Origin of the sequence: Vibrio sp. JC009 (assembly GCF_029016485.1) — a bacterium.
In the GTDB taxonomy this organism is placed as follows: domain Bacteria; phylum Pseudomonadota; class Gammaproteobacteria; order Enterobacterales; family Vibrionaceae; genus Vibrio.
Genome location: NZ_CP092106.1, coordinates 648,883 through 670,141 on the forward strand (window position 1 = coordinate 648,883; position 21,259 = coordinate 670,141).

Annotated in this window: 19 protein-coding genes; 12 read left to right on the forward strand and 7 right to left on the reverse strand. The window is 47.2% G+C overall.

Going from position 1 to position 21,259, the window contains the following annotated elements:
* Nucleotides 1-94: 94 nt before the first annotated feature.
* Nucleotides 95-1,240 (reverse strand): Na/Pi symporter, encoded by a 1,146-nt coding sequence (locus L3Q72_RS03055; protein ID WP_275131210.1) that lies wholly within the window; start codon nt 1,238-1,240, stop codon nt 95-97.
* A gap of 382 nt (nt 1,241-1,622) precedes the next feature.
* Between L3Q72_RS03055 and nhaR the strand changes: the two genes are divergently transcribed.
* The gene (gene nhaR / locus L3Q72_RS03060; protein ID WP_275131211.1) at nt 1,623-2,510 is read left to right on the forward strand and encodes a transcriptional activator NhaR; all 888 of its coding nucleotides are present in this window, start codon (nt 1,623-1,625) and stop codon (nt 2,508-2,510) included.
* A 223-nt stretch (nt 2,511-2,733) separates the two neighbouring features.
* A complete protein-coding gene (locus tag L3Q72_RS03065) occupies nt 2,734-3,030 on the forward strand; it encodes a metalloregulator ArsR/SmtB family transcription factor (RefSeq protein ID WP_275131212.1) in 297 nt (98 codons plus the stop codon).
* 116 nt (nt 3,031-3,146) lie between these two features.
* On the opposite strand, the gene rpsT is transcribed toward L3Q72_RS03065, so the two are convergent.
* Nucleotides 3,147-3,407, reverse strand: a complete 261-nt coding sequence (gene rpsT / locus L3Q72_RS03070; RefSeq protein ID WP_006957718.1) for a 30S ribosomal protein S20 — start codon at nt 3,405-3,407, stop codon at nt 3,147-3,149.
* 239 nt (nt 3,408-3,646) lie between these two features.
* Between rpsT and murJ the strand changes: the two genes are divergently transcribed.
* The 6 genes from murJ (at nt 3,647) to ispH (ending at nt 11,295) form a co-directional block, all read left to right on the forward strand.
* The gene (gene murJ / locus L3Q72_RS03075; protein ID WP_275131213.1) at nt 3,647-5,209 is read left to right on the forward strand and encodes a murein biosynthesis integral membrane protein MurJ; all 1,563 of its coding nucleotides are present in this window, start codon (nt 3,647-3,649) and stop codon (nt 5,207-5,209) included.
* A 91-nt stretch (nt 5,210-5,300) separates the two neighbouring features.
* Entirely contained in the window at nt 5,301-6,236 is a 936-nt protein-coding gene (gene ribF / locus L3Q72_RS03080) for a bifunctional riboflavin kinase/FAD synthetase (RefSeq protein ID WP_275131214.1), read from the forward strand.
* Between the two features lie 64 nt (nt 6,237-6,300).
* The gene (gene ileS, locus L3Q72_RS03085) at nt 6,301-9,132 is read left to right on the forward strand and encodes an isoleucine--tRNA ligase (protein ID WP_275131215.1); all 2,832 of its coding nucleotides are present in this window, start codon (nt 6,301-6,303) and stop codon (nt 9,130-9,132) included.
* Between the two features lies 1 nt (nt 9,133).
* A complete protein-coding gene (gene lspA, locus L3Q72_RS03090) occupies nt 9,134-9,634 on the forward strand; it encodes a signal peptidase II (RefSeq protein WP_275131216.1) in 501 nt (166 codons plus the stop codon).
* Between the two features lie 244 nt (nt 9,635-9,878).
* The gene (gene fkpB, locus L3Q72_RS03095; protein WP_275131217.1) at nt 9,879-10,322 is read left to right on the forward strand and encodes an FKBP-type peptidyl-prolyl cis-trans isomerase; all 444 of its coding nucleotides are present in this window, start codon (nt 9,879-9,881) and stop codon (nt 10,320-10,322) included.
* Nucleotides 10,323-10,341: 19 nt separating this feature from the next.
* Entirely contained in the window at nt 10,342-11,295 is a 954-nt protein-coding gene (gene ispH, locus L3Q72_RS03100) for a 4-hydroxy-3-methylbut-2-enyl diphosphate reductase (RefSeq protein ID WP_275131218.1), read from the forward strand.
* Nucleotides 11,296-11,907: 612 nt separating this feature from the next.
* Here ispH and L3Q72_RS03105 read toward each other — a convergent pair.
* Nucleotides 11,908-13,392 (reverse strand): carbon starvation protein A, encoded by a 1,485-nt coding sequence (locus L3Q72_RS03105; RefSeq protein WP_275131219.1) that lies wholly within the window; start codon nt 13,390-13,392, stop codon nt 11,908-11,910.
* Nucleotides 13,393-13,642: 250 nt separating this feature from the next.
* On the opposite strand from L3Q72_RS03105, the gene L3Q72_RS03110 reads away from it, so the two are divergent.
* Together L3Q72_RS03110 and L3Q72_RS03115 are read left to right on the forward strand one after the other, a co-directional pair.
* A complete protein-coding gene (locus L3Q72_RS03110) occupies nt 13,643-13,984 on the forward strand; it encodes a DUF2799 domain-containing protein (RefSeq protein WP_275131220.1) in 342 nt (113 codons plus the stop codon).
* A gap of 74 nt (nt 13,985-14,058) precedes the next feature.
* Nucleotides 14,059-14,805 (forward strand): transporter substrate-binding domain-containing protein, encoded by a 747-nt coding sequence (locus L3Q72_RS03115; RefSeq protein WP_275131221.1) that lies wholly within the window; start codon nt 14,059-14,061, stop codon nt 14,803-14,805.
* Nucleotides 14,806-14,846: 41 nt separating this feature from the next.
* On the opposite strand, the gene murQ is transcribed toward L3Q72_RS03115, so the two are convergent.
* Nucleotides 14,847-15,767, reverse strand: a complete 921-nt coding sequence (gene murQ, locus L3Q72_RS03120; RefSeq protein ID WP_275131222.1) for an N-acetylmuramic acid 6-phosphate etherase — start codon at nt 15,765-15,767, stop codon at nt 14,847-14,849.
* Nucleotides 15,768-15,780: 13 nt separating this feature from the next.
* Nucleotides 15,781-16,899, reverse strand: a complete 1,119-nt coding sequence (locus tag L3Q72_RS03125) for an anhydro-N-acetylmuramic acid kinase (RefSeq protein ID WP_275131223.1) — start codon at nt 16,897-16,899, stop codon at nt 15,781-15,783.
* Nucleotides 16,900-17,003: 104 nt separating this feature from the next.
* On the opposite strand from L3Q72_RS03125, the gene nagZ reads away from it, so the two are divergent.
* Nucleotides 17,004-17,990, forward strand: a complete 987-nt coding sequence (gene nagZ / locus L3Q72_RS03130; protein ID WP_275131224.1) for a beta-N-acetylhexosaminidase — start codon at nt 17,004-17,006, stop codon at nt 17,988-17,990.
* Nucleotides 17,991-18,101: 111 nt separating this feature from the next.
* The gene (locus L3Q72_RS03135) at nt 18,102-18,698 is read left to right on the forward strand and encodes a DUF2057 family protein (protein WP_275131225.1); all 597 of its coding nucleotides are present in this window, start codon (nt 18,102-18,104) and stop codon (nt 18,696-18,698) included.
* 16 nt (nt 18,699-18,714) lie between these two features.
* Here the strand turns inward: L3Q72_RS03135 and btsR are convergent, their stop codons facing one another.
* The gene (gene btsR, locus L3Q72_RS03140; RefSeq protein ID WP_275131226.1) at nt 18,715-19,440 is read right to left on the reverse strand and encodes a two-component system response regulator BtsR; all 726 of its coding nucleotides are present in this window, start codon (nt 19,438-19,440) and stop codon (nt 18,715-18,717) included.
* Between the two features lie 16 nt (nt 19,441-19,456).
* Entirely contained in the window at nt 19,457-21,127 is a 1,671-nt protein-coding gene (locus L3Q72_RS03145) for a sensor histidine kinase (RefSeq protein WP_275131227.1), read from the reverse strand.
* Nucleotides 21,128-21,259 lie beyond the last annotated feature (132 nt).

The window sequence follows — 21,259 nt, forward strand, 5'->3', positions numbered from 1 at the left end:
TTTTTATCTTTGCTTATTGAGCATTTAGACTCAAGCTGAGTAGCCCTATAGCCCTATAGCCCTATAGCCCTATAGCCCTATAGCCCTATAGCCCTTAAGTCGTAAGCGCCAAAATCGACCCTGGCATAATAATAAAGATAATCAGCAGATAAGCCCCAACAACCGCTTTGTTCTTAATCGCCATATCCGAGATGATATCTGCGCCTTTCAGCGGGATTTCACGCAGGAACGGGATGCCGAAGATGAACAGGGTTGCCATCAGGTTAAATACAAGGTGTACCAGAGCGATCTGCAGTGCGAATACAGCGTATTCACCGCTTACCGCTGTTGCTGCCAGAAGGGCTGTGATACAGGTACCTATGTTTGCGCCAAGCGTAAACGGATATACATCACGAACTTTCAGTACGCCAGTACCAACAAGCGGTACCATCAGACTGGTCGTCGTTGAAGAAGACTGAACCAGAATGGTTACGATAGTGCCTGAGAAGATACCGTGCAGAGGGCCGCGGCCGATTGCGTGCTTTAGGATCTCTTTTGCGCGGCCAACCATCAGGCTCTTCATTAGCTTACCCATAACAGTGATAGCTACGAAGATAGTCGCGATACCCAGAACGATAAGCGTAACACCAGCAGCAACGTGACCAAAGTCAGCAAGAGGGCCTTTGATTGCGCTAATTACCGGCTTAGTGATTGGCTTAATAAAGTTAAAGCCCTTGATGCTCATATCACCGGTTGCAAGCATTGGCGATACCAGCCAGTGTGAGGCTTTTTCCAGAATGCCGAATATCATTTCCAGCGGCAGGAAGATAACCACGGCTAACAGGTTAAAGAAGTCGTGAATGGTCGCACTGGCAAAGGCACGCTTAAATTCATCTTTATTACGCACGTGACCAAGGCTTACCAGTGTATTGGTGACTGTAGTACCAATGTTTGCGCCCATGATCATAGGAATGGCAGTCGCAACAGGAAGGCCACCTGCAACCAGGCCAACAATAATAGAAGTAACGGTACTTGATGACTGGATAAGTGCAGTCGCAACCAGACCGATCATCAATCCGGCTACAGGATGAGATGCAAATTCAAAAAGTGTTTTAGCCTGCTCACCAGTGGCAAGTTTAAATCCGCTTCCTACCATAGAAACTGAAAGAAGTAGAAGATAAAGCATGAAAGCCAGGTTAACCCAGCGCAGCAGACGGCCAGACCCATTTGGTGTACTTGCTGCTGAGGTCGCTTGATTCATTGTATTTCTCCGTGACCGAAATTATGTTTGGTCGGTTAATTAATCTGCCGCGATAGTAGAGAAGTTATATTTCAGTAATATTACAGTTTTATAAAAAGCGGTCACTTTGTGTTCAGTCGCAAGGTAAACGTTTGCGTGGCTTGTTTTTGCTTTTATGTGATTGAAAAATAAGATTTTATCTTGTTCTGGTTAAGTTGAATTTAATGTTTTAAATTGAGATTTGTGTCAAAAAGATCGTTTTTTATATGACAGCGCTGTAATAAAAGAAAATCAATGTTCGTAAAATCCGAATAATAGGCGGTATAAAGTAGTTTTTAACGAAGTATGGAGTTGCTGAAACTGCTCGTATAAGATGGTGTAAAACAACTGATGGTAGTTAAGTATGTCTCATCTCAATTATAACCACCTTTACTATTTCTGGATGGTTTGCAAGCAGGGTTCTGTGAGCAAGGCCGCCGATGCCTTATTTCTGACTCCCCAGACGGTCACGGGTCAGATAAAGGCGCTTGAAGAGAGAGTAAACGGCAAACTCACTAAAAGAAACGGCAGAAGCGTGGAGCCTACAGAGCTGGGGCAGCTTATCTATAAGTACGCAGACCGGATGTTTGGGCTGAGTTATGAAATGCTGGATATTGTGAACTACAGCCAGAGATCAAACCTGCTGTTTGATGTGGGGGTAGCTGATGCTCTGTCTAAGAGACTGGTCAGTAAGGTTCTGATGAGTACGATACCCGATGACAATAGCATTCACCTGAGATGCTTTGAGTCTACCCACGAATTGCTGCTGGAGCAGTTGTCACAACATAAGCTGGATATGATTCTTTCTGATTGCCCGGTGGACTCCAGCCAGAGCCCGGGACTCTATAGCAAAAAACTGGGGGAATGCTCTCTGAGTTTTTTCTGTTCAGGAAATATTGATGGTGATTTTCCGGCAATTCTGGAAAGTAAAAAACTCCTGATCCCTGGCAGCAGAACATCCATGGGCCGAAAGGTTTCACAATGGTTCGAGCAGCAGGGGATTCAGGCTAATATATTGGGTGAATTTGATGATGTGGCTCTGATGAAAGCATTTGCTGAGTATAAAAAGGACGTTATTTTTCTGGCTCCCCGTTTTTATATCTCTGAAGTGTCCGATGATAGCCAGCTTCGGCTTCTTGGTAGTGTGCCGGACCTGAAAGAGGAGTACTACGTTATATTCGCAGAGAGAATGATTCAGCACCCTTCCGTTAAGAGTGTCTGTGAGGCCGATTACAGCCATTTGTTTGATTAACATTGAGACAGGAAGTATTAGTACACTCAATAACTTTAACAATAACCAGGTTTGTATTACTATTCAGGCTCTTGAGAATTGTTATTGCCAGAGAGAAGAACTGCATTATCAATCAAGGTAAGTGGCCCGTTTAATGGGCTATTTATGTTGACTGATAAAGTTAATTAGAGCTTTTCACGGGGAGCTGGCGTTTGATCTAATACAGCTATACAGAGGTGTATGAATGAACTTACAGGATATGGAGAAGAATTCAGCAAAAGCTGTTGCCTTGTTAAAGGCTATGGCTAATGAGAGAAGATTGCAGATTCTATGTATTCTTCATGATTCAGAACTTTCCGTTGGTGAACTTTGTCAGAAGTTAAATCTGAGCCAGTCGGCGTTGTCACAGCATTTAGCATGGCTAAGAAGAGATGGCCTGGTGGATACCCGTAAAGAGGCGCAGACAGTCTATTACTCTTTGAGCAGTGTTGAAGTGAAAGAGATGATTCACCTGCTTCACTCTTTGTACTGCAAAGTGTAATACTAATCCCAGCAAATTATCTGTTTTCGGGGTGCCTTAAGGTTGCCCGGACAGAATTTAAGATATAAAAAAACCGGCTAAAAGCCGGTTTTTTCTTGCTTGCATTTAAAGTTCTATTAAAGAGCTTTGATAGCAGCAGCAAAGCGAGACTTATGACGAGCAGCTTTATTCTTGTGAATAAGGCCTTTAGTTGCCATACGGTCCAGGATAGGTGTAACTACAGCGAATGCAGCAGTTGCAGCTTCTTTATCGCCAGCTTCAATAGCTGCGACAGTTTTTTTCATGTAAGTGCGCATCATAGAACGACGGCTAGCGTTGTGCTGGCGACGTTTCTCAGCCTGGATAGCGCGCTTCTTAGCAGATTTACTGTTTGCCAAGGGTCTAACTCCCAAAAACTTTAGTTCGGTGACAATTTAAGGCGGAGGAATATGCCTCTTTCTCGCCCGTATGTCAAATGATTTGTGCAAAAACCCATCTAACCCACACAAATTTTTGGATTAGTTTGGTTAACGCGGTTAAGATGGCGGGGATTCTAACAGCATTTTTATACCAATGCCATCAATTCCGGTTCTAAAACCTTACCTATTTGTTTTGTTGGCTATTATATGAGGTTTTTGTGAGTAAGCGACTTCTGAAGTCAGGGCTGATAGTCAGTACTATGACGCTTGTCTCCCGTGTCCTGGGCCTGGTCAGGGATGTAGTGGTAGCAAATTTAATGGGGGCTGGGGCCAGTGCCGATGTTTTCTTCTTTGCCAATAAGATTCCTAATTTTTTAAGACGGCTTTTTGCAGAAGGCGCCTTTTCTCAGGCGTTTGTTCCTGTACTGACCGAATATCAGGCAGCCGGGGATGAAGATAAAACGCGTCAGCTGATAGCTAAAGTTTCCGGCACATTGGGGGGGCTGGTAACCATAGTCACCATTATCGGTGTGCTGGGTTCAGGCGCGGTTACTGCTCTGTTTGGTGCCGGCTGGTTTATTGACTGGCTTAACGGTGGCCCTTCGGCTCATAAATATGAACTGGCCAGCCTGATGCTGAAAATTACCTTCCCTTATCTCTGGTTTATTACCTTTGTTGCCTTATCCGGCTCGATACTGAATACATTGGGTAAATTTGCGGTCTCTTCTTTTACACCGGTTTTTCTCAATGTAATGATCATTTCATCCGCTCTGTTTATCGCGCCAAAGCTTGCTCAACCAGAGATAGGTCTTGCTATCGGTGTATTCCTTGGCGGTCTGGTGCAGTTTCTGTTTCAGATCCCCTTTCTTATTAAAGAGGGAATGCTGGTGCGACCGAAATGGGGATGGCGTGATCCGGGAGTAGTAAAGATCCGGACTCTGATGATCCCTGCGCTTTTCGGTGTGTCAGTCAGCCAGATTAACCTGCTGTTTGACACCTTCATTGCCAGTTTCCTGCAAACCGGTTCCATCAGCTGGCTTTATTATTCTGACCGCTTGCTGGAGTTTCCTCTGGGGCTTTTTGGTATTGCCATCGCTACTGTGATTCTTCCCACCCTGTCCAGAAAGCATGTGGATGATCATGGCGAAGCCTTTGCTCACACCATGGACTGGGGGGTGAGAATGGTATTGCTGCTCGGCTTCCCGGCAATGCTGGGCCTGATGGTGCTGGCAAAACCCATGATGATGGTTCTGTTTATGCGCGGGGAGTTTACCCCAACTGATGTGCAGCAGGCTTCCGCTTCTCTGATTGCTTATGCTTCCGGCTTGCTTAACTTTATGCTGATAAAGGTACTGGCTCCCGGCTATTACTCAAGGCAGGATACAAAAACACCGGTTAAGTACGGCATTATCGCCATGGTGTCGAATATGGTCTTTAACGCCATATTTGCCTACTTCTACGGTTATGTGGGGCTGGCAATTGCTACAGCTCTGTCTGCATTTGTGAATATGACGCTGCTCTACAGAGGACTGCACCTGGCCGGTGTTTATCAGGTGAGCAAAGAAACGCTCCATTTTGTTCTGAAATTGCTGGTGGCAGGCGGTGCCATGGTGGCGGCCATTTTATATAGCCTGGATGATTTTACCCTCTGGCTATCCTGGTCAACTCTGGACAGAATCATGATGCTGGCACTGATGATTGGAATTGGTGGCTTAGTCTATGTTTTTGTTGCGGTTTTACTGGGTGTCCGCTTCAGACATCTAAAAGCCGCTTCCGAGTGATAAAAAATGCGACATTGATACGGTTATTGGTATATAATCCGTCGGTTTCAGACAAGTCAAATAATAACAGCTGAGTTGGTAGCAGATCCGAATGGAACTGATTCGAGGTATTCACAACATTAAGCCGCAGCATAAAGGTTGCGTGCTGACCATAGGAAATTTTGATGGTGTGCATTTAGGGCACCTGAAAGTTCTGGCACAGGTTTGTAAGCAGGCTGGTATTTTAGGCTTGCCTTCTGCTGTGATGACGTTTGAACCTCAGCCGATGGAGTTGTTTGCCAGGGATAAAGCTCCGGCAAGACTGACCCGGTTGCGCGATAAATACGTTCAGTTAAACAAGCTGAAGATTGACCGCCTGCTTTGTGTTAGCTTCAACCGGGACTTTGCCAATATTGCCGCTGAAGATTTTATTCAGGAGCTTTTGGTCAATAAGCTGGGAGTAAAATACCTGGTGATCGGTGATGACTTTTGCTTTGGCAGAGAGCGCGCCGGTAACTTCTCGATGCTTAAAGAAGCGGGCAAGAAGTTTGGATTTGAGGTGGTGAGCACCGAAAGCTTCTGTTTTAAGGAGCAAAGGGTGAGCAGTACCGGGATCCGCAGGGCTCTGGCTGACAATGATCTGGCAAAAGCGGAAATGATGCTCGGAAGAGCGTACAGCATTAGTGGCCGTGTTGCGCATGGCAGAAAGCTAGGCAGACAGTTGGGTTTTCCTACGGCGAATATACCGTTAAAAAGGTGTGTTTCTCCTGTCTCCGGCGTGTATGTCGTTAAAGCGCACGGTTTAGGCGGAAAACCCATTGGCGGTGTTGCTAATGTGGGAAACAGGCCAACGGTAAACGGTGTCCGGCAGCAGCTGGAAGTCCACCTGTTTGACTTTAATGCTGATTTATACGGTAAGCAGATTGAAGTCTCTCTTCTGAAAAAAATACGGGAAGAGCAGCGCTTTGAATCTGTAGAACAACTGAAAGCACAAATCGAATTGGATGCTGATGCAGCAAGGGTGTGGCTGCAGCAGCTAGAGAGTTAGCCGAACTATTACATCGACTAACGTAATGTCTAACTTCGCCCAATGATAATGGAATCAAGAATCGATGACTGATTATAAAGATACCCTGAACCTACCAGAAACAGGGTTTCCGATGCGTGGTAATCTGGCAAATCGCGAGCCGGATATGCTTAAGCGTTGGTACAAAGAAGATCTTTACGGTGAAATCCGTAAAGCTAAGAAAGGCAAAAAATCTTTCGTACTGCACGATGGCCCTCCATATGCCAACGGTGATATTCACATTGGTCACGCACTAAACAAGATTCTTAAAGACATTATTATTAAATCCAAAACCCTTTCAGGTTATGACGCACCTTACATTCCTGGCTGGGACTGCCACGGTCTGCCAATCGAGTTGATGGTAGAGAAAAAAGTGGGCAAACCTGGCCAGAAAGTGACAGCGGCTGAGTTCCGTGAAAAGTGTCGTAACTATGCTGCGGGTCAGGTTGAAGGTCAAAAAGAGAGCTTTAAGCGTCTTGGTATTCTAGGTGAGTGGGACAAGCCATACCGCACAATGGATTTTGCTACAGAAGCAAACATCATTCGTGCTCTGGGCAAGATTGCTGACGAAGGCCACCTGCTAAAAGGTTTCAAACCTGTTCACTGGTGTACAGACTGTGGTTCTGCTCTGGCAGAAGCAGAGGTTGAATATAAAGATAAGGTTTCACCATCTATCGATGTGAAATTTGGCGCGGCTGATGAAGCGGCTGTTGTTGGTAAGTTCTCTCTTGCAGGCGACCATGCCGGTGAAGGTGACGTTTCTATCGTTATCTGGACAACAACGCCTTGGACACTGCCTGCTAACCGCGCAGTAGCGGTTCGTGCTGACCTTGAATATGTACTGATTCAGGTTGAAGGTGAAGAAAAGCAGCGTCTGATTGTCGCTTCTGAACTGGCGAAAGATGTGATGGATCGTGCCGGTATCGAGCACTATCACAACCTTGGTTTCTGTAAGGGTACAGACCTTGAGCTGCTGCGCTTTAACCACCCGTTCTACGCGTTCGATGTGCCTGCAATCCTGGGCGATCACGTAACAACTGATTCAGGTACGGGTGTGGTTCACACCGCACCGGGCCACGGTCAGGAAGACTTCGCGGTAGGTCAGCAGTACGACCTTGAAGTGGCTAACCCTGTTGGTTCTAACGGTGTATTCCTGCCGGATACTGAACTGTTTGCCGGTCAGCACGTATTTAAAGCGAACGATTCAGTGCTTGAAGTACTGAAAGAGAAAGGTGCGCTTCTGCATCACCACGCTTACGAGCACAGCTACCCGCACTGCTGGCGTCACAAGACTCCTATCATCTTCCGTGCGACACCTCAGTGGTTCGTCTCTATGGATCAGGCGGGTCTTCGTGCTAAAGCACTTGACGCTATCAAAGGCGTTCAGTGGATCCCTGACTGGGGTCAGAGCCGTATTGAAGGCATGATCGAAGGCCGTCCTGAGTGGTGTATCTCCCGTCAGCGTACCTGGGGTGTGCCGATTGCTCTGTTTGTACACAAAGAGACATCTGAACTTCATCCTAACTCTCCTGAGCTTATCGAGAAGGTAGCTAAGCTGGTTGAAGAGAAAGGCATTCAGGCATGGTGGGATGTAGACCCTGCTGAGCTGATGGGTGACGAAGATGCGCTTCACTATGAAAAAGTACTGGATACGCTGGACGTTTGGTTTGACTCTGGTGTGACTCACTACGCTGTTGTAGACAACCGCGATGAGTACAACGGCGCAAGCGCTGATATGTACCTTGAAGGTTCTGACCAGCACCGTGGCTGGTTCCAGTCTTCACTGATCTCTTCTATCGCAATGAAGGGTGAAGCACCGTACAAGCAAGTACTTACTCACGGTTTCGTGGTTGACGGACAGGGCCGTAAGATGTCTAAGTCCATCGGTAACGTAGTTGCTCCTAAGGATGTAACCAACAAGCTGGGCGCTGATATCCTGCGCCTGTGGGTGGCTTCTACTGACTACACAGGTGAAGTGGCGGTTTCTGATGAAATTCTTAAGCGCAGTGCGGACGCATACCGTCGTATCCGTAACACGGCGCGTTTCTTCCTTGCGAACCTGAACGGCTTCAACCCTGAAACCGATATTGTTCCTGCTGAAGAGATGGTTGCACTGGATCGCTGGGCAGTTGGTCGCGCGAAAGCTGCGCAGGAAGAGATTGTTAAGGCGTACGATGAGTACAACACACACGCAGTAACACAACGTCTGATGCAGTTCTGTTCTATCGAGATGGGTTCATTCTACCTTGATGTGATTAAGGACCGTCAGTACACAGCTAAGCTTGGCGGTCACGCTCAGCGCAGTTGTCAGACAGCGCTTTACTACATCGTAGAAGCACTGGTTCGCTGGATGGCGCCAATCATGTCATTCACAGCAGACGAGATCTGGAATCAGATGCCGGGCGAGCGTGGTCAGTTTGTATTTGCTGACGACTGGTTCGATGGTCTGTTTGGTCTTGCTGAAGGCGAAGAGCTGAACGACGAATTCTGGAACGATATCCAGGAAGTTCGTGGCCAGGTGAACAAGCTTCTTGAAGCAGCACGTAACGAGAAAGTTATCGGTGGTGCACTTCAGGCTGAAGTGACCCTTTATGCAGATGATGCACTGGTTGCTAAGCTGAACAAACTTGAAGATGAGCTGCGTTTCGTTCTTCTGACGTCTAAAGCGGCAGTTAAGCCTGTAAGCGAAAAGTCAGATGCAGCGAAAGAGACAGAGCTTGAAGGCCTGTTTGTGGAAGTGAAAGCTTCAGAAGCGCAGAAGTGTGACCGTTGCTGGCACCACGTTGCTGATGTGGGCACTATTGAAGGTCATGAGAAGATCTGTGGCCGCTGCGTATCAAACGTAGACGGTGAAGGTGAAGCGCGTAAGTTCGCTTAATATGAGTAATTCATCACCGACATTAAAAGAGTCCGGAGTACGCTGGCTGTGGCTGGCGGCTCTGATCTTTGTTCTTGATATCGGTATCAAGTTTGCCGTTATGGGCAACATGGGTTACGGATGGGCGAACCGCATTGAGATTCTGCCTTTCTTTAACCTTCTGTATGTTCATAACTATGGTGCTGCCTTTAGCTTTTTAAGTGATCAGGCGGGCTGGCAGCGCTGGTTCTTTACTGCCATTGCTTTTGTTGTCTGCGCTATGCTGACTGTCTGGATGCGTAAGCTTCCGGCGACCGATAAGTGGAACAATATCGCTTACAGCCTCATTATCGGTGGTGCTGTAGGAAATGTCTTTGACCGTCTGGTACATGGCTTTGTCGTCGATTATCTGGATTTTTTCTGGGGAAGCTATCACTGGCCGGCATTCAACCTGGCAGATATGGCAATCTGTTTGGGCGCGGCTATGATTATTCTTGACAGTTTCCGGAAGGATCAGGATTAGAAACGAAAGGTCGTTGTGTAAGAATACCCTTAAGCGCTGTCGGTTGATTCCGGGGGCGCTTTTTTATATAAAGGCCCTGGGCCCTGGGAACGGGCTTCGCCCTATAGGCCCTGGGAATGAACTTTTTCAGATTGAGCAGTGATCCTGTAGATAAGAACTTCCCTGGTTTATTACTTTGACGGATACAACCCAGGGCCCAGGGCCCAGGGCCTAGAAACCCAGGGCCCAAAAAACGGACATAATCATGACAACAATAACCCAAAACTCCGCAGTAACCCTACACTTCTCCATCAAACTAAAAGACGGCTCCGTCGCTGACAGTACTCACGACATGGGCAAACCAGCTAAACTGATTATCGGGGATGGCAGTCTGAGTGAGAACTTTGAAAGTCATCTTCTCGGGCTTTCTGCCGGAGATGAAAGGAAGATTGAGCTGAAAGCGGAAGATGCTTTCGGCATGCCGAATCCGGATAATATCCACCATATGGACAGGGTGAAGTTTGTTGATACGGCGGATGTTGAAGTAGGCACTATCATGGCGTTTAGCGGGCCGGATGGTATGGAAATTCCGGGAATCATTACCGATATTTCGGGTGACTCGGTCACGGTGGATTTCAACCATCCGCTGGCCGGACAGGATCTCTTATTTGAGGTCGAGATCTTATCAGTGGAACAGGCGCAAGCATAATTTACAGGCAGAGCAAAAAATGAGTGAGAATATGAAAGTACTGATGGCTAACCCAAGAGGCTTCTGCGCAGGTGTGCACAGAGCGATCAGTATTGTTGAAAGAGCGCTGGAAATGTACGAGCCGCCTATCTATGTACGTCATGAAGTGGTGCACAATCGTTTTGTGGTTGAAGGGCTTAAGCAGCGCGGTGCGGTTTTTGTGGAAGAACTAAACGAAGTGCCGGACAACAATATCGTGATCTTCTCTGCCCACGGTGTCTCGCAGGCGGTGCGCAAAGAAGCAAGCTCCCGAGCGCTAACCGTTTTTGATGCAACCTGTCCGCTTGTGACCAAAGTTCATATGGAAGTTGCCAGAGCCAGCCGAAAAGATATGGAGGTGGTATTGATTGGTCATGCCGGTCATCCGGAAGTGGAAGGTACTATGGGTCAATACACCAGCGAGTCTGGCGGTATGTATCTGGTGGAAAAACCGGAAGATGTTGATAAGTTGCAGGTGAAAGATCCTAAACATCTTCACTATGTCAGCCAGACTACTCTGTCAGTGGATGAAACTTCAGACGTGATCAACAGGCTTCGGGAGGTGTTCCCGGATATCCAGGGCCCGAGAAAAGACGATATCTGCTACGCAACCCAGAACCGGCAGGATGCAGTAAGAGAGCTGGCTTCCGATGTTGATCTGGTTATAGTTGTTGGCTCAAAGAACTCATCCAACTCAACCCGTCTGAAAGAGCTGGCTGAGAAACTAGGCACGCCAGCATACCTTACCGACTCGCCTGAAGATATTTCAGCAGACTGGTTTGAAGGCAAAACCAAGGTAGGCGTTACAGCCGGAGCTTCTGCACCGGAAGAGCTGGTTAACCAGATAATCGAAGCGGTAAAAAGTCATGGTGCCGACTCTGTCGAAGAGATTCAGGGGCGGGAAGAGAATATGTTTTTTGAGGTGCCTAAGGAGCTTCAGGTTAAAGAAGTTTAAAGGGCCCTGGGGACGGACTTCGTCCTATAGGCCCTGGGCCCTGGGAAGAAGTGGGTATGTTCAGACCGTGGGAACGAGCGGATTTTCTATTTTAGGTTGTTTAGTAGGAAATGGTTAAAGAAGTTTAAAGGGCCCTGGGGACGGACTTCGTCCTATAGGCCCTGGGCCCTGGGAAGATGCGGGTATGTTCAGACCGTGGGAACGAGCGGATTTTCTATTTTAGGTTGTTTAGTAGGAAATGGTTAAAGAAGTTTAAAGGGCCCTGGGGACGGACTTCGTCCTATAGGCCCTGGGCTCTGGGAAGAAGCGGGTATGTTCAGACCGTGGGAACGAGCGGATTTTCTATTTTAGGTTGTTTAGTAGGAAATGGTTAAAGAAGTTTAAAGGGCCCTGGGGACGGACTTCGTCCTATAGGCCCTGGGCTCTGGGAAGAAGCGGGTATGTTCAGACCGTGGAAATGAGCGGATTTTCTATCTTAGGTTGTTTAGTAGGAAATAAGTAAAGAATACTAACGTCCGAGGGCCCAGCAACCCAGGGCCCAGGGCCAAAAACAAAAAAAGAGCCCCGGTATTCCGGAGCTCTTTCCCATCAACAAGTCAGGGGAGGGTTGACTTAAGCTGATTCTGTTGCGCTTTGCGGTTGCTCTTCATCAGCAAGGTCAGTTTCACCTTTACCTTTTGAAGCTTTAATCACGTATGCACAGATAGCTGCTGCTGCGATTACGCCAATGATAGTTGCTGTTGCGATTGGCAGACCGAAGCCTAGTTTTGCGCTGCTCATGATGAAGGATACACAAACCGTCGTCATAAATAGTGCCGGTACAGTTGCAATCCAGTGTAGCTTGTTGTGGCGTAGCAGGTAAGCTGACGCAGTCCATAGCATGATAGTTGCCGTTGACTGGTTAGCGAAGCCGAAGTAACGCCAGATTACGCCGAAGTCTACCTGAGTCAGAACCGCACCGATTACGAATAGTGGTACAGCCATCATCAGACGCTTAGGCAGAGTGCCCTGTGAGATGTTGAAGTACTCAGCAAGAATCAGACGGCTTGAGCGGAACGCGGTATCACCAGAAGTGATAGGCAGAACAACTACACCAAGGAATGCCAGGATACCACCAACAGTGCCAAGAAGACCGAATGCTGAAGAGTAAACTACGTTACCCGGGCCACCTGCTTTAACTGCAGCCTGAAGACCTTCGATACCGTCGAAGAAAGACAGAGCCAGAGTACACCAGATGATTGCGATGATACCTTCACCGATCATTGCTCCGTAGAATACAAAGCGACCGTTCTTCTCATTTTCTATGCAGCGAGCCATCAGAGGAGACTGAGTTGCGTGGAAGCCAGAGATTGCACCACAAGCGATGGTGATAAACAGTGCAGGCCAAAGAGGAACATTGTTAGGGTTCAGGTTAGACATGATATCGCTAACGGCAAAGCCACCCAGAACTGCGTGCTCGCTTGATACTGCAATCGCAATCATCAGGCCAACAGACATGAATACCAGAAGCGCACCGAAGAATGGGTAGAAACGACCTATGATCTTATCTACAGGTACGATAGTTGCGATGATGTAGTAAGCAAAGATCAGAACCACCATAGCGATCTTATCAATGCCCATGCCCATCTGCTCGTTTGCAAGGTTAGTCAGCATGCCCGCCGGTGCTGATACGAATACCACACCTACAAGAAGAAGCAGGATGATCGCAAAGATGTTCATAAAGTGTTTTGCACCGTTGCCAAGATAGCGGCCGGTAATAGTTGGAATTGAAGCACCTTTATTGCGAACAGACAGCATTCCTGAGAAGTAGTCATGAACCGCACCTGCGAAGATACAGCCAACAACAATCCAAAGTAGCGCTGCAGGGCCGTACAGCGCACCCATGATTGGGCCGAAGATTGGACCAACACCTGCGATGTTCAGTAGCTGAACAAGGTAAACTCGGGGAGTTGACATAGGTACATAGTCAACGCCGTCGTTCATGGTATGTGCCGGAGTCTGGCGTTTTTCGTTAATACCAAAAACTTTCTCAACGAAAGCCCCGTAGATAAAGTATCCGCCTATAAGGGCTGCGACACAGAATAGAAACCACATCATAATAGTTGTCCCACGTTTGGTTGGTTAAGATTAATAATTAAGTACAGTGTCAATAATAAACGGGCTTAGATACAGCTTCATCCGGTTCTGCTGTTAGTGGTTCTATTCTGAGTTAAGTGGTCGATTATCCGGATGAGTGGTTTTTGGCTGAGATTAAAGGAGAGTTTTGTCACAACAATTGCCTTGTGGCTTATTCTGATTGGGGCTAGTCTTAAAGTCAGAAGTAATAAAAACTGATAAAGGTTTAATAATGAAAACAATTTTCGTTGGTTTGTTGGCTGTGTTATTACTGTCCGGGTGTGCTGCCGGCCCGGAAGATCTGGCAAATCAGGGTGACTGGCATGAAATAGGCTACAGGGATGGCATTAAAGGACAGCCACCTCGCGGCTACTCTAAATTGCAGGAGCTGGGGGAGGCAAACCTGAGCCAGTATGATGATGGTTACCTGGAAGGCGTGAAGGTGTACTGTAATCCTGATTTTGCTTATCAGATTGGTTTATCCGGCCAGCACTATGAAGGTGTTTGTGAAGGCACCGAACATGCACAGAAATTCAGAATGGAGTGGCAGAGGGGCTGGAACGAGTCAAAGTAAGGCTTACACATGAAGCCTGAAATAGATTATAATTTTATCAGTTTTATTTATGCAGTAACCTCGGGTGATAAATCGTGAAATTGGATCTGTTCAGGCTTAAACCAGTCATTCTTTTACTGGCTCTGTTTTTTTCACATGTGAGTGCTGCTGAAACCTTCCGTGTCATGCTTCATACCGGCTCATTTCCTCCCTACTTTTTCGAAGAAAACGACACCAGAACCGGAACTATCCGTGATGTCTTTACTGCAATTTCCCGGGAAACCGGCGATACCTTTGAATACGTGCGGGTTCCGTTTAACCGCGCTCTTCATTTGTTCGAGATTGGGGAGATTGATATAGAGCCGATGACAAATCCGGCCTTCAGAGGTTCTTCATCGGTTCCGGGGATATATAGCATTCCCTTTACTGCTGCGGAAGAGATCATTCTGTTTCATAAAGATCGCTATATTCAGGTTAACTCTCCGGAGGACTTGCTGGGGAAAACCATAGGTGTCGTGAAGGGCTACTACTACCCTAAATATACGCCCTATTTTGAAGATGGACGGATAGAAGCTCACCAGTTTGAAAACGAAAACAAGCTGATCAAGCTACTGGCGCTGGGGCGCTTATCTCAGGTTCTGATCAACAAGGACTTTGCCGGCTTTATGATTAAGCAGCAACATATGGCAGACAAGCTGACTATAGGCTCGGTTTATCATGTGCTGGATATGATGATTCGTTTTCACCCAAGCAAAGAAAACGCCGTTCCGCGATTTAATCAGGCGATTGAAAAGCTGATTGAAACAGGTGCCATCGAACAGATATATGACAAGTACCGTTAAAGTATAAAAGGAGACACTTAGTGTCTCCTTTGCTTTCTGCCCTAGTTGTTTTCTTCAACCGCCTGACGTAAAAAGCCTTTGCTCTGTTCCAGCTGTAGTCTGGCCTGCTGCTGATCCAGATTAGTCAGAAGCATCAGAATGGAAAGTTTGACGTCATAGTGAGTCTTTTCCAGCATATGCTTAGCGGTATCAGAATCGCAGTCGGTGGCCTGCATAACAATTCTTGAAGCGCGGGCAATCAGCTTTTTGTTGGTGGCTTTTACGTCCACCATCAGGTTCTGGTAGCTTTTTCCTAACCGGATCATACTGGCTGTTGTGAGCATATTCAGAATGAGCTTTTGCGCAGTACCTGACTTTAAGCGGGTAGAGCCGGTCAGAGCTTCCGGGCCGACAATGGGATTAATGGCGATTTTTGCAATATGGGCAATTTCTGAGCCCGGATTGCATGAAACCGAGATAGTTGTGGCTTTAATCGAGTTGGCATACTCCAGCGCGCCGATAACATAGGGGGTTCTTCCGCTTGCTGCCAGACCGACCACAACATCATCTGATGATACCTCAATGCGCTCCAGATCCTCTTGTCCCAGCGTGCGGGAGTCTTCGGCGCCTTCAATCGCTTTAAATATCGCCTGCTGACCACCGGCAATCAGACCCACGACCATATCCGGAGATACGCCAAAGGTGGGCGGACACTCGGATGCATCCAGAATACCCAGCCTTCCGCTGGTTCCGGCTCCCAGATAGATAAGTCTTCCGCCCCGCTGAAAGCTCTGCGTGATTTTATCGACAGCCTGAGCAATTTCCGGTAGCACTTTTTCCACGGCTTCCGGGACAAGCTTATCCTGCTGATTTATCTTTTTTACTATCTCAAGTGAAGAGAGCAGATCAATATCCATGGTATCCGGGTTTCGTTCTTCTGAGACCAGATGTGAAAGCGCTGAGATTAATGCATCATTTGCCATTTCTATTTTCCAATTAGTCAGCCGGATAAATTACGCCAAGAGAAGCGGCCTTTTCCGCTCCAGTGACTTCCGGGAGGTTGCTAGGCAGATTGTGGATCCGGCGCTGGGCCAGCCATGCAAAGGCGATGGCCTCCATATAGTCGCTATCCACACCCTTGTCTGTTGTTGTACATACCTGCCAGTCGGGCAGTTGCTGTTTGAGTTTATCCATCAGAAAGCGGTTACTGGCTCCGCCACCGCAGACCATCAGCTCCGGATTTGGGCCCTGTTTGAATTTTTCTACCTCATCACAGATGGTTCTGACAGTAAACTCAGTCAGCGTAGCCTGAACATCAGCGGCATCCGGTTCACTGCCGAAAGTATCAAGATGGTTAATCAGCCAGGGAAGATTGAATTTTTCCCGTCCGGTGCTTTTGGGCGGAGTAAGAGAGAAATAGTCATCACTGCACAATGAACTCAGCAAAGAGGCGTTTACCTTTCCTGAGCGGGCGAAGTTTCCGCTGTCGTCGTACTTTTTACCCTGAACTTTGTTAATCCAGGCATCCATTAACATATTGCCGGGGCCGGTGTCATAACCAAGGGTTGGCTCTCCCGGAATCATTACCGATATGTTGGATATTCCGCCAATGTTGAGAACAACGATAGTTGAGTCAGAGGGTTCAAAAACCGAATGATGAAAAGCCGGGACCAGAGGGGCGCCCTGGCCACCCAGAGCCATATCCTTACGGCGAAAATCAGCAACTGTGGTGATCCCTGTTTTGGCGGCAATAATATTGGCATCGCCCAGCTGCATGGTAAATGCTTCACTGCCATAGGGCTGGTGGAACACGGTCTGGCCGTGATTGCCGATGGCAACAATATCTTCAGCCTTATACGGCGATTTATTTAATAGCCCGATGACCGCATCAGCAAACAGATGGCCCAGATGATGGTCCAGCCTGCCCACCTGTCTTAGTGTGGTTTCCTGACCAAGACATACGGTAAGCAGCTCTTGCTTGAGTGTCTCGTCAAGCGGGTAAAAATCATGGAACAGAAGTTCAGCTTTTGCTTCCCGTATACGGACGATAGCGGTATCCACCCCATCCATACTTGTTCCTGACATTACTCCGATGTAGAGTTCATCCTTATCCATTATGCTTTTAGTCCGGCTGACTTAATGTGTCGTGTATTGTAAAGTAAATTAGACTCCGATTATAAGAATCGGACGGAAAAAACAAAAGATTTCAGGAGAATAACATGGGACCACTCTGGCTGGATGTTGAAGGTTGTGAACTAAGCGCAGAAGACAAAGAGATACTTCAGCACCCTCTGGTTGGCGGTGTGATTCTTTTTGCCAGAAACTATCACGATAATAAACAACTGCTGGCTTTAAACCAGGCGATAAGAAAAAGTGCCTCCAGGCCAATACTTATCGGCGTTGACCAGGAAGGTGGCCGGGTTCAGCGCTTTCGTGAAGGCTTTACTCTGATTCCTCCGGCACAGGCGTTTGCAGAGCAGAAAGAGGGAGAAAAAGTAGCAGAGCAAGCAGGCTGGTTGATGGCGGCAGAACTGATTGCTCATGATATCGATCTAAGTTTTGCCCCGGTTCTGGACAAAGGCCATGACTGTAAGGCAATAGGCAACCGTGCTTTTGGCTCGGATATACAGACGGTACTTAAATACAGCAGTGCTTTTATGCGAGGTATGAAGTCTCTGGGCATGGCGACAACAGGGAAGCACTTCCCCGGTCACGGCGGAGTGCTGGAAGACTCTCACTTTGAGACGCCTTACGACAGAAGAGAAGAGATCATTTCTCAGGATATGGCAGTATTTAAAGCCCAGATTGATGCCGGTCTGCTGGATGCAATGATGCCTGCCCATGTGATCTTTCCTAATTATGATGATAAACCTGCCAGTGGATCCGCTTATTGGCTTAAGAAGGTGTTACGGCAGCAATTAGGTTTTAAAGGTATTGTTTTTTCTGATGACCTGAATATGGAAGGTGCATCAGTAATGGGAGGCGCAGCAGCAAGGGCTGCTCAGTCGCTGGAGGCCGGTTGCGATATGGTGCTTATGTGCAATAACCGTGATAGGGCAGTTGAAATACTGGATAACCTGCCGGTAACGGAAGTGCCAAAAGCTCTGACTTTGCTCAAAAAGCAAAACTTCTCGCTGAGTGAACTTAAAATCTCAACAGAGTGGAAAGAGGCGAATGAGTCCATGAAGCGAGTCATTGGCGCATAACAGCAGTATAAGAAAACCTAAAATCTTCTAAAAGACCACCTTCCGGGGTGGTCTTTTTAACTATAACTACTAACAATAAGTGCTCTTTTGAATCTAGTTTTAGGAAATGATATGAGATCGGCTTTTTGTTTTCTGCTTACCCTGCTTTTTGCAGGATCGTTATCAGCAGCAGAACTGATCCCGGAGAAGCACATCCGGTTGTTGTTGTTAAACGGCGAGCAGCCAAAATACGATGCAGAGCCTGCACCATTGGAGCCCGGTTTTACTCAGGTAGCAATTAAAGTGCGTGCAACTATCGGCCGTGGCTCAAACCGGAAAGAGTTTGAATCGAAACCATTTCTCCTGATGTTTGAGGCCGGTGAGCAGGATATCGCTATTGTTGCCCCTGAACTGAAGAGTTATGAGAGAGCAGAGCGTCAATTCAGAGGGAAGCCAGATATTAAGCTGATTTCAGCAGGTAAAGAGATCAGCTATGAATATGCCCCAATCCAGGGCCGTAAAGGCTTTATGCCATACAGGGACTTGGATAAGCTGGTCGCGAAATACAATCAGGAACAACAGATTCAGGTCGGTGATCAGCCGGAGCTAACCACTAACTCTGCAATGTACGAAGGTACCCCTGACGCAGAGCAGCTAAAAGCCTGGTATCAGAAAGCTTCTCCGTCTGAACAGGAAAAATTCAAAAACTGGATTGTTGGTTTGAGGTAGAGGGTTACAGGTAACCTCAGTGTATCCCCAACTTCTCCTTAAGCACCTTCAAATACCGACGGCTAACCGGGATTTCATGGTCACTTAAAGTGATAATTTCTGCCAGTCCGTTCTCCAGCAGCTTTATCTCTTTAATCGCGTTGGTATTAACCAGATACTGGCGATGACAGCGCAGTAAATCGGTTTTCTCTTCCAGCGTTTTTAGGGTGAGCTGAGTTGTTGCTGTCTGCTGGTGGCTCTGGATATGCACGCCGCTGATATCACTGTAGGCGCACTCCACATATTTGGTCGGAATAATCACGATGCGGTTTAGTCCGACACAAGGGATCTGAGCCAGATGTTCAGGCTCAATGGTGGTGAGATCCTGTTTTACATTTGCCTTGCCTTCCTGTCTGATAATCCGGTTGATGGTTTTCTCCAGACGTTTTGGATCAACCGGTTTAAGCAGATAATCGAAGGCGTTATCTTCAAAGGCCTGAATGGCATACTCATCAAATGCGGTGACAAAAATAACGTAAGGGGTGTTTTCCGGATCCAGCATAGAAAGAAGCTCAATACCGCTTACCTGAGGCATCTGAATATCCAGAAATACGATATCCGGCTTGTGGGCGTTAATTTTTTTCAGGCCTTCAATGGCATTGCTAGCCTGATCGATAACCTCTATCTGACCATTTTCTTTTATCAGCTCTATCAGCTCTTCTCTGGCAAAAAGCTCATCATCAATGACTACTGCAGTAAACATCTTAATGCGGGTCCTTTCAACATTTGTGCGGAATGATAAAGCTCATTCTCGTATAATGGTTCTTTTTAAAATCAATTTTAAGCCCTGCGTCACTACCAAAGTAGTTGGTAAGGCGTTTACTGACAATCTGCATCCCAAGCCCCGAATGGTCATCGGCGGGTTCTTCATAGGTTCCGGCGTTATCTTCAACAATGATTTCGCAGCCTGTGTCAGTACATCTATTGTAAATGCTGACTTTCCCCCCCTGAAGCAGGTGAGAAATCCCGTGCTTAATCGCATTTTCGACCAGTGGCTGTAGGGTGAAACTGGGCAGGGAGCTGTCCTGCAAGTTTTCATCTATATCGATACTCACTTCCAGTCTGTCGGTAAAACGCGCTTTTTCGATGGTCAGGTAGGCGTGAACATGCTTCAGCTCGTCTTTCAGCGAGACAGTTTCGATATTCTGCTTCAGGTTGCTGCGGAAAAAGTGAGAGAGATGCTGAATCAGCTCTCTGGCTTTATCCGGATTCTTTCGTATAACCGCGCTGATAGTGTTTAGTGCGTTAAAGAGAAAATGAGGGTTAACCTGGGCATGCAAGAGCTTAATTTCAGCCTGATTCAGCAGGGTTTGCTGCTGCTGATAATCACCATAAAGGATCTGGCTGGAAAGCAGCTGCGCTATCCCTTCTGCCATGGACATATTAACGGTTGAGAGCAGCTTTCTTTTGGGTTCATAGAGCTTAATAGTACCGATAACATTATCCCCGGCCACCAGAGGAATAATCAGTGCTGAGCCAAGTTTGCAGTTTTCAGAGATTGAGCAATGGTAGGGGTTGTCCCGGCCATTCAGGTGGATGATCTCATTTCTGTCCATGGATTTTAGCGTGCACTGGGAAGAGATAGGCATATTAGGCTTGTGGTGGTCATCACCTATTCCCACAAAGGCGAGAATCTTTTCCCTGTCTGTGATGGCGACGGCACCTACGCTGGTCTCCTCGTAGACAATACGGGCAATTTTTTCCGCATTGGTGGAGTTAAACCCTGAACTCAGTATACCGACGGAGCGCTCAGCGATACTCAGTGCCCGCCTTGAAAATGTGGTTGAGTACTTTTCAAAGATGGTTTTTCGATCCTGCAGTATGCTCATAAACAGCGCCGCGCCCACTGAGTTTGCAATAATCATTGGCGCTGCGATGGATGAAACCAGAGTAAATGCCTGATCAAAAGGTCTTGCCACAATCAGAATGACCAGCATCTGAATAATTTCGGCAAACAGGGTAATGGACAGCACCACCACAGGGTTGAAGAGTTTTTCCTGCTTGTGTCTTTTTACCAGATAGGAGTGCAGTAAACCGCCGATTACACCTTCAGCGGTGGTAGATATAGCACAGGCCACATCGGTAAAACCGCCCAGGGTATAGCGGTGAATACCGCCGGTAAAGCCAACCGCAAAGCCCACAACCGGTCCGCCAAAAAGGCCGCCCATTACAGCACCAATAGCACGGGTGTTAGCGATGGCGTCATTTATCTGTAGCCCCAGATAAGTCCCCAGAATGCAGAAAAGCGAAAAGGTGACATAGCAGTTGATTCTGTGTTCAAGCCGGTTGGACATCCCCAGAAGCGGCAGAAAAACAGGCGTCTTACTTAGCATGTAGGCCAGAACAAGGTAGACACACATTTGCTGAAGAAGGGAAAGAATCAGATCCATATAGTTGACCGGTGGAGTTTACGACACACTAATATAATAAGTTATCTGGTTGAGAAAAGGAGTTTAACGCTCCGGAAGTGTGAATCCTTAACAAAATGAGGGTGTATAAAAATATTTACAAAGGTGTTTTTC

Coding starts and splice junctions, on each gene's coding strand:
- L3Q72_RS03055 (WP_275131210.1), bottom strand. CDS start 1,240: ATGAATCAAGCGACCTCAGCAGCAAGTACACCAAATGGGTCTGGCCGT.
- nhaR (WP_275131211.1), top strand. CDS start 1,623: ATGTCTCATCTCAATTATAACCACCTTTACTATTTCTGGATGGTTTGC.
- L3Q72_RS03065 (WP_275131212.1), top strand. CDS start 2,734: ATGAACTTACAGGATATGGAGAAGAATTCAGCAAAAGCTGTTGCCTTG.
- ribF (WP_275131214.1), top strand. CDS start 5,301: ATGGAACTGATTCGAGGTATTCACAACATTAAGCCGCAGCATAAAGGT.
- ileS (WP_275131215.1), top strand. CDS start 6,301: ATGACTGATTATAAAGATACCCTGAACCTACCAGAAACAGGGTTTCCG.
- lspA (WP_275131216.1), top strand. CDS start 9,134: ATGAGTAATTCATCACCGACATTAAAAGAGTCCGGAGTACGCTGGCTG.
- fkpB (WP_275131217.1), top strand. CDS start 9,879: ATGACAACAATAACCCAAAACTCCGCAGTAACCCTACACTTCTCCATC.
- ispH (WP_275131218.1), top strand. CDS start 10,342: ATGAGTGAGAATATGAAAGTACTGATGGCTAACCCAAGAGGCTTCTGC.
- L3Q72_RS03105 (WP_275131219.1), bottom strand. CDS start 13,392: ATGATGTGGTTTCTATTCTGTGTCGCAGCCCTTATAGGCGGATACTTT.
- L3Q72_RS03110 (WP_275131220.1), top strand. CDS start 13,643: ATGAAAACAATTTTCGTTGGTTTGTTGGCTGTGTTATTACTGTCCGGG.
- murQ (WP_275131222.1), bottom strand. CDS start 15,767: ATGGCAAATGATGCATTAATCTCAGCGCTTTCACATCTGGTCTCAGAA.
- L3Q72_RS03125 (WP_275131223.1), bottom strand. CDS start 16,899: ATGGATAAGGATGAACTCTACATCGGAGTAATGTCAGGAACAAGTATG.
- nagZ (WP_275131224.1), top strand. CDS start 17,004: ATGGGACCACTCTGGCTGGATGTTGAAGGTTGTGAACTAAGCGCAGAA.
- L3Q72_RS03135 (WP_275131225.1), top strand. CDS start 18,102: ATGAGATCGGCTTTTTGTTTTCTGCTTACCCTGCTTTTTGCAGGATCG.
- btsR (WP_275131226.1), bottom strand. CDS start 19,440: ATGTTTACTGCAGTAGTCATTGATGATGAGCTTTTTGCCAGAGAAGAG.
- L3Q72_RS03145 (WP_275131227.1), bottom strand. CDS start 21,127: ATGGATCTGATTCTTTCCCTTCTTCAGCAAATGTGTGTCTACCTTGTT.